The following is an 11,395-nucleotide window of genomic DNA, read 5'->3' as shown; positions in this document are numbered from 1 at the left end:
ATGGCAGCTGGTGAGGTTAATGTTGAATTCGGAATTCAAACAGCAGATATAGGTGGCAAAGATAATACTGTAGTTTATACATCTCACAATGAAACTTCGGCAAATAGTGTTTATAGTGGAGATAATGTTAAATTAAGTGGGCATCTTCATCCGGGATTATTAGACTTTAGTGAAGGGGCGCCTGTTTCAGGAGCATTAAACCCTAGTGGTTTTAGAATGTCAAAATTTCCAACAAAAGAGAATGGCTACACATTTCATGCATATCAGAAAAGAAATGAAAATGATGTATTATCTGCAGGATTAATGCCTAAAGCAACACATTTTATTTATGCGCCTAAATATAATACAACCATCATATACAACAGTTCTCAAATAATTAAAGCTTATGAAGGAAAATTTAAAAAAAATTAAAGATTTATTTTTAATCTTAATTATTTTATTACTAAATAATAATTGTACATCCAAACTTACTGCTCAAAATATAGATAATAAAGATTTATATGACTATTTTGATAAATGGACTAGCAGTAAAGACAAATTTAAATATTTAGAGATAGATTTGGATATAGATTGTAATAATAAGTTGCTGTTTGCTGTGAGTAAAAAAGATTATATATTCAATTATAATGTACAATATAGGGCTTATATGTATAATGATGTTTTAGTAATATATATATACGATGATAATATTGTTAATGAAAATAATAAACTTTTTTTTGATCGATATTTAAAAAAGATAAATTTTGACATTAAAACATTAGAGCAAGGAAATCAAAGTTTGATAAATAGTTATTCTTTATATTTTGAAAATAATAGATTAATTAACGATTCGGATAAAATTAATACTTTCATTATGAATAATTGCAAAAAATAATCATTTGTCCACACTGCGCAAAGTCTCCTGACTTTGCGCCAGTAAAAAACAACCGGGCTTTCTTGCAAAAGAAAACCCGGTTTCTTATAAAAGTGTCTTTCCTGCTAAATGCAAAAAAAATAATTTTTACATTTACGCTACAGATCATTCGGGAAATGTGAGACTAGTTATATGGATGCAAACAAAACAGGATTATTCAACCAAGGCCATATCGTTGGCAGCAATGCAGTGGAGAATTTAATCCGCCATTTGAAATTCCGATGTGCATTGATGGCTGGAAACCTGGAGAAATTGTAGAGGTGAATAATTATTATCCATTTGGATTACTGCATAATTATACCGTGACTACGCAGAATGCTTATCAGTATAAGTACAATGGCAAAGAGTTGCAAGAGACAGGAATGTATGATTATGGAGCTCGCTTTCTTATGCCTGACATAGGTCGTTGGATATCGCCAGATCCTTTGAGTGAAGAATATAGAAGATGGTCGCCATACAATTATGCAGTAAATAATCCTGTTAGATTTACTGATCCGGATGGAATGAGTGTATATGACATTATTGGAGTTACTAAACAAGATGCCCAAAAATTTAAAGCAGATGTTCATAAAGTTTTATCAGATAGTAAGTTTGCAGGAATTATAGCATTAATAGATGTAAAAGGAAAATCATTTAACAAAGTAGATGCAGCTGCATTATCTACTGCTTTAAGTGGAGTTAATGTTTCAAAAGATGAACAGACATACATTGATACAGTTGTAGGGGCAATTAATGATTCCAAAGTTCATACAGTTGAATATTTATCATTGGGAGACACTGTATCTTCTGCTGGAGGAACAGCTCTTAAAGATCACATGAATAAAGCACAAGCTGGAGTTGGAGATAAATTGGTTCCAGATGTAAGTAATGTTAAAGCAGACCTTATAAATGGTATAGCTGGGGCAGGATTTAATGTTCCTACTGCAAAAGGTTCACATTCAATTATTGTGGAAACTGCATCTACTACTTCAGAATCAAGGGCTGAAACATCAAGCCATGAAGTTTTAGGGCATGGTATACCATCAGCAAAAGGGTTATCTCATACTGTAAATAATACAAATGCAATTAGAATGTCTAATTTAGTGCGAAGGATTACAGGAAGTACTGAACCACCAAGAGATGGAACTAACCCACCTCATGCAGGAGGAAAAGTAACTAATGAAAATGATTTACCAATAAGTCGATAAATTAATTATTATGAATAAAATATTTTTTTACTCTCTTCTATTTCTATTTACTAATTGTGCTTCACAAACACAATCATTAAAAAATACAAGTAGAGAATATCTTCAAAAAATAATAGATAAGGAGTTTTCTAATGAAGGCAATAATAAGATTTTAGTATATGCTGTTGATGATAAGTGGTATTTGATTATTAATGATAAAGATTCTTATTATGAAGAATTTTATATAAAATCTGATGGGAATAAAATTATCAAAGAAAAATTAGACAAAATCAATAAGCCTAATTCAATGTTAGATAATGCTTTTGATTTATCTAATTATAAATATGATTATATAGATTTTTCTTCAGAGGGGTATAAAGATTATAAATTAGCACAAGGCAATAAAACATATTTTTGTGTTATTGATAAAGAAAAATATTATGGAGAATTTAATCTGTCTGTAATTGTAGACCCTATACCCATAGATAAAAATTTGAATAAATATCTTATGACTAAATTATTAAAAGAAATATCTGACTAGTCCTGAAAAAGGTTGACTAGTTTAATAACTCAAATATACTTAAATCAGAGTAGGAATTTTCCCCCAGCTGGCGCAAGCATCACGCTTGTGCCATGATGGCAATAATAAAGCCCCGCTGCGCAAAGTCTCCCGACTTTGAGCTGGCTAAATAAAAATAAACCCCACCGCAATGCGGTGGGGTTCATTTTATAAAGTAGTAATTTCTACGAATATGCTTGCTTGGCTTTAAAATCTCTTATTAAAGCATCAATAACCAAATAGATTTGTTCTTTAGCAGACTTTGGTAAATTACCAATCTCCTCAATACGTTTTAAAGTATTGTGATCTACTTCCAAAGAAGTTTTTCCTACGAGATAATCCAAAGAAACCTGCAAAGCATCTGCAATTTTAATATTAATACGGGACAACTAAATAAAGTGGAAGACAATAATGATATTGATATTGTTTATGTCGTAAATAATGATGGACAAAGACAAAAAGATAAGAGTGGGGAGATAAGCTTTACAATGGAAAGAAATAATCAAATAGATGAAGCGTACAATACAACTGTTCCTGTTGAATATAATCCTAAACCAGGGGAAAAAGCAATGAAAGATGTCCCATATAAAGTAATTAATTTTGAAAATCAATCTTCTGGAAAAGATTTTTATGATTTTTTAGATAGATATTCTACTGCTAAAAATGAATTTGATTTATTCCGCTATAATCAGAATGGACAAGGAAAAGCAGCTGTTGGTATAAATGGACAAAATGGGTATCTTGCAAGATATACTAAAGTTGAAGGAAAGGATGGAGAATATGATTTTGGTGCTTTTATTCCATCAGTATCATTAATGTCAGGATATTATCATAGCCTTTCCAATTTGCCGGGTGTAGATACTAGTAAAAATATTTTTAGTCATTCACATCCGGGTGATAATGGTAACCCAGAAGCTTCTGCACCCGATATAAATACAGCAAGAAAAAGTTTATTACCTGGTGTTTTTCAAGTGTCAAGTAAAGGAATTTATAAAGTAATACCAAGAGAATGAAAATAATATTTATCATACTATTTCTATTTAGCAATTTATTTTATTGTCAAAATTATACTCCAGATTTTGATATATCTAAATTTATTCAGTCAGGAGGTATTTCAAAAGAAATCTACCATAAAAAAAATGGAAAATTGGAATTAAGTGATCAGTTTTATTATAATAAAGATTCAGCATTAATAAATAGGATTACTAATCAAACATTACCTGATGGAGGTCTTCTTAAAAAAATTAAATATTTTTTAGATTCTCAAAATAGAGTTATAAAGGAAGAAATTCAAACAGTTAATGCTGATAGTAATCCAGGTACTTATTCAACGCAAATTGTGACATATAGTTATTTTAATTCTCATCAGATAATCTCATTCCATGATAAAAAGAATAAAGTATATCTTAAAAAGTATTATTTTTATAATGACAAAAGAGAATTAATAGAAAGTTTTACTATTTCCAATGATGATCTCACTTTACATGAAAGAAATATATACTACAAAAAAGATGGATATCAAATAAATGAAAAAGAAACTTATACAGGACTTAAATATAAAACTATTGTAAAAACAAAGTTTGACAAAAATAGATTTCCTATTTATATAGAATCTAAAGGAAGATTAATACAAGATAATGAGGAAATACCTAAACAAATTGCTTATTATGAAAATGAAATAGATGGAAAAGGAAATTTATCTAAAGTATTTATTATAGAGGGGAAAAAGAAAATATTGATTAAAGAAGTAATCAATAGGTATAAATAGGGCATATATTTATTTGCAAAATCTCCTAGCTTTGAGCTAATAAAAATAAAAAACCACTGCATCTGTAGTGGTTTTTAAATACAGATTTAAGAAAACCACTATATTTACCAGTACAGAGACCACCTCGGCAATGCAAGGGTAAGCTATGCCAAAAGCAGCGCAGGCTTTCCTGAAATAACCGATGTGAACAACTACTATCCTTTTGGTCTGAACCATATTGACGGACAGATCTCCAAAGGGAAATTAGGAAGTTATCTTAGTTATAAGTACAATGGTAAAGAGCTTCAGGAGACTGGAATGTATGATTATGGAGCACGGTTCTATATGCCAGATATTGGTAGATGGGGTGTGGTGGATCCGCTGGCGGAAAAGATGACAAGACACAGTCCTTATAATTATGCGTTTAATAATCCTATTAGGTTTATTGACCCGGATGGAAGAGAATCCAAAGATATATATGAGCTAAATAAGAATGGTAGCTTAATACGGAAGGGCGAATCAGCTAGAGATGTTATTTATGCTTCAAAAAATTTTGATAGCAATGGAAAACTTAAGGCGAAAAATGATGGTGGTGTAGATGTTGGGGAACAAGGTTATATTACTGGGCATACAACAACAGGAAATGTAGAATATTCTAATGGTAGTAATCAAACATACAGCTTAATTGATTTTGATAACGAGGACAAGGCATTAGGAGTACATGAGTATATTTCTAATAATGTAGATGCAGAGTTTATAGTAGCAACAGGCTCAAAAGATGGCAGTCAAAAATCAATAGTAGGAAAAGACGGAACATTGGATAAACCAGCTACTTCTGGGGCAGCATCAATATATCCTTTTATAAATTATTTTGATAACAATTCAATTACTTTGTTTGGACATCCTGATAATGTATATGAAGTTGGACCTAGTGGATATCAAATTAGAATGTTAAAGAATAACTCAAATGAGTTCATGAATATTAGTGTAGGAAAAGAATTGATTAATGGAGATTATATTTCCAGTAAATCTTTCCCGGAAACGGCTACATTATTTATGTATAATCCTAATTATACTTCTGGTTCTAAAACATCAATATATGATAAAAAAGGAATTAAATCTATTAAAAATGGCTATTATAAAAAATAAATAAAATGAAAAATTATCTATATACATTTATATTTTTCATGTTGGCGAACATTATGATTTATGCTCAGCAATCTGAAAAAACAACAAATATTGCAGAAAAATTAATTAAAATGTACATTGACAATTATGTAAATTATAATGAAACTGTTGGTGTCCATATATATAATGATTCAACAAATTTAACAACTTCAGCAACTTGGTTAGCAATAGAAGTTTTACCTAAGGACTATAATTTTTTTAAAAAAACATCACAATATAGTTGGTTTAAATATAAAAAAGCTGATATTATAATTTTTTGTGGTTTTTCTGAAAATAGAGAATGTAATGATTTTTTTAATAGAATTAATTTATGCAAATTTAATTCATCCATAAAATTATTAGACGAAGAGGTTAGCTCTTACATTTTGGATTATAAAGGAAAGGCATGGCTGATAGGAATCAATAGTAATGGTATAATTGATAGTGTTAACGGAGAATTTATTGAATTGGAAGTAGCTAAACCGCAAAAATTTAAGAAGTTTTTAAGAAAGTTTTCTTCATTAAAACTTTATCAGTTTTATGAAGGAGGAGAAATAATAAAAATTAAAAAACGAAGATAATAGAATATATATAACTGGTAATCAAATAATTAAAAGCAATCTAAAAAAAACATGGAAATTAAATTCAATGACTAACAAATGGACGTTGGTGTAATTTTTTAATATTACCAGTAAATATGATTTTTGGTATAGGTTTTTATATTTTAATATTTATACAAGTGATACAAAGATTTAGCTTAGAAGGATATTTATATGACTTATTATAATTAATACTTGATCCTCTACTCCTCGCTCCAGCAAGATTTATCCGTGTGGTAGATAATAAAAACACCGTTTTGCGGTGGGTTTCATGGTCAAATTAAAGCATTAGAAAGCGTTTTTTTAAGTTTAAGATTATAGAGAGCCATATAATGTACCCACGCTGCGCAAAGTCAGGAGACTTTACGCCAGTAAAAAACAAACGGGCGCACTTGTAAAAGAGAGCCCGGTTTCTTATAAAAGTGTCTTTCCTTCTAAATGCAAAAAGAATAATTTTTACATTTACGCTACAGATCATTCGGGAAATGTGAGACTAGTTATATGGATGCAAACAAAACAGGATTATTCAACCAAGGCCATATCGCTGGCAGAAATGCAGTGGAGAATTTAATCCGCCATTTGAAATTCCGATGTGTATTAATGGCTAGAAACCTGGAGAAATTATGGAGGAAATAACCCAATCCGTTTTATTGATCCTAACGGAATGAATCTAGATACTTGGGAATTAAATGAAAGTACCGGGGCTCTTAATAAAGTTGAAGATAATGATCGGCCTGATGAACTTTACATTGTTGATAAAAACAGAAACCGAAAAACAGATGATAATGGAGGGCAGATAAAGTTTACAATGGAAAGAGACGGTCAGATTCAGGATCGGGTACAATCATTTGAAAAAGTGGAGTATGATGTACTAGTAAGAGGAAAACCTGAACAAAGAACAAAAGATATTCCTTTTGAAATATATAAGTTTGAAAATCAACAAAATGCTGTTTCTTTTTTTGAGTTTTTAGAAAAAAATGCAAAAACTGGAAATGAATATGATATGCTACAGTATACTGAAAGAAATAAAGATAAAGGAATGATAGGTAGAACATTGCAGTTCTCTTACTTATCAAGGACTGGAGAAAATGGACAGGTAGGAGGCTTTATTCCTTCCGTACAGTTAAACTATTATTCAAACTTTATTAAAACAACAAAGGATATTCAAATGATGAGGAGCATTTATACCCATTCACATCCAGGAGACGGTAATAATCCAAGAGCATCTGATCCAGATATACATACTTCTAAAAATAATACAATCCCAATACCAACATTTAGAGTTTATAGCGGAGGTGTATACAAGACATTTAAACCCGAAGAATAATAAATCTTTATGAAAAATATATTTTTCCTGATCCTTCTAGGTCCATTCTTATTTTCTCAAAATTTTCAGACTAAGGACTCCCTTAAATCCCTTGCGATGAGTAATTTCAAAACAATGGAAGTATTTGTCAATAAAAATGGTAAATTAAATTCTGTAAGACGTTATAGTTATGATCAGAATAAAAATGAGATTACTATACAGAATGTCTCTGATAAAAACAAAGGATGGATAAAAACCATTATAAGATTTGATAGTGATTATAAAATTAAAGAGGAAGAAAGGGTAACAGAAGGCGTTGTAATTTCTGAAAAAGAAAATATACTCGTAAACAAACAAATCTCAATGATTAAAAAATATAATTATACTGGTACTACAATTCAAATAAACAGTTTTGATAGTAAAAATAAATTATATAAAACAATATTCCAACTCTTTGATAATAAAAATCGTCTCATGGAAAGCCTAAACCTATTAATAGCATCTAATGATATTACTGTTGATGGAATCGAACGATACAATTGGATTGATGATAAAAGTTACAATTATGAAAAACTGACTTTTACTTTTCCAAGAACTCATATAATAGGAGTATATAATTTAAACTCATATAATGAAATACTCTCATTTAAAGGAAGTATGACTGCAAATGATAAGACGGAATTGTTTGATTATTATATCGAAAAAAAATTAAAACAGTTTGACTATAAAGGCAACTTAATAAAAGTTTATACTTTGGATAATGGTAAAGAGAATATTTTAGAAGAAAGGAAAATTGTTTATTGACAAATATAATAAAGCCACTGCAAAAAACAGTGGCTTTTCTTTGACTTCCTCACCGCTACAACACAGAATGCTTATCAGTACAAGTACAATGGTAAAGAGCTTCAGGAGACCGGGATGTATGACTACGGAGCAAGATTCTACATGCCGGATATTGGACGTTGGGGTGTCGTGTACGCTAGCGGAAAAGATGACAAGACACAGTCCTTATAATTATGCGTTTAATAATCCGATTAGATTTACTGATCCAGATGGGAGAGCTCCTTTCGGTGATTTCTTTAATAGTTCCGGAAAATATTTAGGAAGCGATGGAATAAATGATAGAAAAGTATATTTAAGCAAAGGTAATAAAAATAATTATTTAACAGCTGATAAACAAGAAATTGCAGGAGGGGTGTCTTCTTTAGGGGCTATTTCAATGGCTTTAAAGATGACAAATTCTCCATCTAGGCATCCATTAGGTATGGATACTAAAGGTGGGCTTCATGAGGTAAGAGCAGATATTGATTTAGCAGGTGGCAGAACTACCTTTACTGAGGGAACAATGGTTTCTATTAGCGGCGGTTTTGCAGGTGGAGAAGTTAATGGTTTTGATATGATGACTCAGCATGGTATTAATAATAATATAAAATCTGATATTGTAGTGCATAGTCACCCTACTGAAATAATTGTTGAAAATGTAGGTATTGAAGGGCGTTTTAATATATATACTATCACAGCCACAGAACCATCTGGCGCTGATTTAATAGATTTTACCAATAGAGATACAAATATTATTGCAGGTAATTTGGAAAGAAATATGGTAAAGATAAATTCTGATGGAACCTTTGTAAATCCAAATAATAAACAATGGGCTGTTTTTTATGACAGAAATGCAAAAAAAACAATGACAATAGACCTATCAACAGTTAATAAAATATTATCTAATTATGAAAATGGACAGATTAAACCTTAAACTCTTAGTATTTACTTTTTTAATTAGTATATCTTTTTGTGTATATGGTCAAAGTAATATAAATTTAATTATACTTATAAATGATGAAATAGTTACAAACTCCTTAGAATTAAGATTTAATAGTATGTCTCATGGAGAATATACAGTGAATTACTATCCGGGAAAAGAAATTACTGTTTCAACTAACGATATTTTTAAAAAAGAAGATGTTATTTTGAAATTTGAACACCAAGGATTTGATGGAGCAAAAAAAATTAAAACATATAATTATAATATTCCTATTAGTAGAGGGTTGTTTTATGATACAGATTATTTAATTGTCAAGATTTATAACTTGGATATAAAGCGATTTAGAAGTAGGTATTGCAAATATAAAGATGACTACGTCGTTGAATTTAAAAATCGAAGATATTATATGGATGTTATTCGGTGTAAATGAATCTCTACTGTACTTTGAATTGATAGCAATAAAAACCACTGCATCCGTAGTGGTTTTTATATACAGGTTTAGGAAAAACCGATATATTTACCAGTACAGAGACCACTTGAAAATGCCAGAGTGAGCTATGCCAAAAGCAGCGCAGGCTTTCCTGAAATAACCGATGTGAACAACTATTATCCTTTTGGTCTGAACCATATTGACGGACAGATCTCCAAAGGGAAATTAGGAGGTTATCTTAGTTACAAATACAATGGTAAAGAGCTTCAGGAGACTGTAATGTATGACTATGGCGCGAGATTCTATATGCCGGATTTGGGAAGATGGGGAGTTGTAGATCAACTGGCGGAAACATCCCGAAGATGGTCTACTTATAATTATGCCTACAATAATCCAATACTGTTTACTGATCCAGATGGAATGTCTCCTGTAAAAATTGATCTTACTTCAGTTTTTGAAAATGACAAAAAATTACAAAATAGAATTCAAGATTTTTCTGGAGATAATCAAATTCGAACTACTTTTGTAAATGAAAGAAATGGAAAAAGCGTAATTGTTAATGATGGATTAGACGATATAATTTTTGTAGGAGAAAAAGATTTTGCTTTTGCGACATTTTTTTCTAAAAATATACCAGATTTTAGTTTTGATGATAAAATTGCTAGTAAATACAAAGATTTTTATTTTAGAACTAAATACGGAACATATGCGGCTCAAAATTGGAAATATTGGCTTGATTCTGGCCCAGATTGGGGGAAAATATCTGCTCAGGTAATTCTTTCTGTAGATATAATGCCAATTTCACCTGCCGGAGATGGGCAAGGATTAATTAAGCTCACTAGAGGAGGATTAAAAGCAATAGGAAATCTGACTCATCTTAAAGATGCAACTGTTGCAGAGGCTGTAATATCAAGAGGAGGAAAGCTAGGAAATTTAAGTGTTATTGATGATTTATATAAAACAATGAAAGTCGGGGATATAGCAAATAAGGCTGCTCAAGGAGATGAAAAAGCGATGACCGCTTTGAAAATAATCAAGCAAGCATCATCTAAGGCTCAAAAATACTAATTATGAAAGATTTACAATGGATTGTTGGAAAGACAATTGATGCCTTTTACTTAAAAAGAGACGAACACTATAATAATAATATAGTTTCAATTTATTTATTAATAAATAATAAGAGTCTTGTTCTAGAGATTAACCAAGAGACTGATGAAATTCAGCTAACTAATTTCATTCATATGGATGAAAATTATAAACAAGAATTAGAATTTAATAATTTATTTGTAAATAAAAAAATTATTTCATTTTGGTTTCCCGTTAATAATCTGGGATATAGTGATACATTTATATTAGGACTGGATAAATTTATTCCTACTCATCTTTTCGTTAGTACTACTTCCCACCTTAACATATGTTTAGCTAAAATAATACAATGACTTATGTTCCAAAATTATTAGATCTTTGTAGATAATAGTGTTATTTCTCATATTTAATGAAAAACAATAGACTGTTTCAAAAGTGAAGCAGTCTATTCTAATCATATTATACAGTGCTTATATCTTTATTTACAAAAACCGCTATATTTACCAGTACAGAGACCACTTGAAAATGCCAGAGTGAGCTATGCCAAAAGCAGCGCAAACGTTCCTGAAATAACCGATGTGAACAACTATTATCCTTTTGGCCTGAACCATATTGACGGACAGATCTCCAAAGGGAAATTAGGAAGTTATCTTAGTT

13 protein-coding genes and 2 pseudogenes are annotated in these 11,395 nt (G+C 30.4%); 14 read left to right on the top strand and 1 reads right to left on the bottom strand.

Going from position 1 to position 11,395, the window contains the following annotated elements:
* The 4 genes and pseudogenes from AOB46_RS22240 to AOB46_RS22225 all read left to right on the top strand — a co-directional run.
* On the top strand, positions 1-411 hold a 411-nt coding region (locus AOB46_RS22240; protein WP_062703548.1), incomplete at its 5' end, for a hypothetical protein.
* A complete protein-coding gene (locus AOB46_RS22235) occupies positions 386-874 on the top strand; it encodes a hypothetical protein (protein WP_062703547.1) in 489 nt (162 codons plus the stop codon). The genes AOB46_RS22240 and AOB46_RS22235, both read left to right, overlap by 26 nt.
* Before the next feature lie 287 nt (positions 875-1,161).
* A pseudogene (locus tag AOB46_RS23920) lies at positions 1,162-1,419 on the top strand (RHS repeat-associated core domain-containing protein); the annotation flags it as partial.
* Between the two features lie 691 nt (positions 1,420-2,110).
* Entirely contained in the window at positions 2,111-2,620 is a 510-nt protein-coding gene (locus AOB46_RS22225) for a hypothetical protein (protein ID WP_062703538.1), read from the top strand.
* Between the two features lie 203 nt (positions 2,621-2,823).
* Here the strand turns inward: AOB46_RS22225 and AOB46_RS22220 are convergent, their stop codons facing one another.
* Positions 2,824-3,027: a hypothetical protein gene (locus tag AOB46_RS22220; protein WP_062703536.1), complete on the bottom strand. Its 204-nt coding sequence runs from the start codon at positions 3,025-3,027 to the stop codon at positions 2,824-2,826.
* A gap of 9 nt (positions 3,028-3,036) precedes the next feature.
* On the opposite strand from AOB46_RS22220, the gene AOB46_RS22215 reads away from it, so the two are divergent.
* From AOB46_RS22215 to AOB46_RS22165, 10 genes and pseudogenes are all read left to right on the top strand, one after another.
* Positions 3,037-3,651, top strand: a complete 615-nt coding sequence (locus AOB46_RS22215; protein ID WP_062703534.1) for a hypothetical protein — start codon at positions 3,037-3,039, stop codon at positions 3,649-3,651.
* A complete protein-coding gene (locus AOB46_RS22210; protein WP_062703532.1) occupies positions 3,648-4,406 on the top strand; it encodes a hypothetical protein in 759 nt (252 codons plus the stop codon). The genes AOB46_RS22215 and AOB46_RS22210 overlap by 4 nt, the downstream gene beginning before the upstream one ends.
* Before the next feature lie 183 nt (positions 4,407-4,589).
* Entirely contained in the window at positions 4,590-5,534 is a 945-nt protein-coding gene (locus AOB46_RS24065) for an RHS repeat-associated core domain-containing protein (protein ID WP_316934411.1), read from the top strand.
* A 5-nt stretch (positions 5,535-5,539) separates the two neighbouring features.
* Positions 5,540-6,133, top strand: a complete 594-nt coding sequence (locus tag AOB46_RS22195) for a hypothetical protein (RefSeq protein ID WP_131724443.1) — start codon at positions 5,540-5,542, stop codon at positions 6,131-6,133.
* Between the two features lie 682 nt (positions 6,134-6,815).
* Positions 6,816-7,478: a hypothetical protein gene (locus tag AOB46_RS22190; protein ID WP_062703522.1), complete on the top strand. Its 663-nt coding sequence runs from the start codon at positions 6,816-6,818 to the stop codon at positions 7,476-7,478.
* A gap of 9 nt (positions 7,479-7,487) precedes the next feature.
* Entirely contained in the window at positions 7,488-8,261 is a 774-nt protein-coding gene (locus tag AOB46_RS22185) for a hypothetical protein (protein ID WP_062703521.1), read from the top strand.
* 66 nt (positions 8,262-8,327) lie between these two features.
* A pseudogene (locus AOB46_RS23910) lies at positions 8,328-8,514 on the top strand (RHS repeat-associated core domain-containing protein); the annotation flags it as partial.
* Between the two features lie 673 nt (positions 8,515-9,187).
* On the top strand, positions 9,188-9,652 hold the full coding sequence (locus tag AOB46_RS23675) for a hypothetical protein (RefSeq protein ID WP_062703519.1): 465 nt from the start codon (positions 9,188-9,190) through the stop codon (positions 9,650-9,652).
* Between the two features lie 120 nt (positions 9,653-9,772).
* Complete coding sequence (locus AOB46_RS24060; RefSeq protein WP_062703514.1) at positions 9,773-10,720, top strand: RHS repeat-associated core domain-containing protein; 948 nt, start codon at positions 9,773-9,775, stop codon at positions 10,718-10,720.
* A 2-nt stretch (positions 10,721-10,722) separates the two neighbouring features.
* The gene (locus tag AOB46_RS22165) at positions 10,723-11,091 is read left to right on the top strand and encodes a DUF6334 family protein (RefSeq protein ID WP_062703513.1); all 369 of its coding nucleotides are present in this window, start codon (positions 10,723-10,725) and stop codon (positions 11,089-11,091) included.
* The last annotated feature ends 304 nt before the right edge of the window (positions 11,092-11,395 follow it).

Source organism: Chryseobacterium indologenes (assembly GCF_001295265.1).
Taxonomy (GTDB): domain Bacteria; phylum Bacteroidota; class Bacteroidia; order Flavobacteriales; family Weeksellaceae; genus Chryseobacterium; species Chryseobacterium indologenes_A.
The sequence above is the reverse complement of the archived record's forward strand: the minus strand, read 5'-3'. Positions and strand labels throughout refer to the sequence as shown.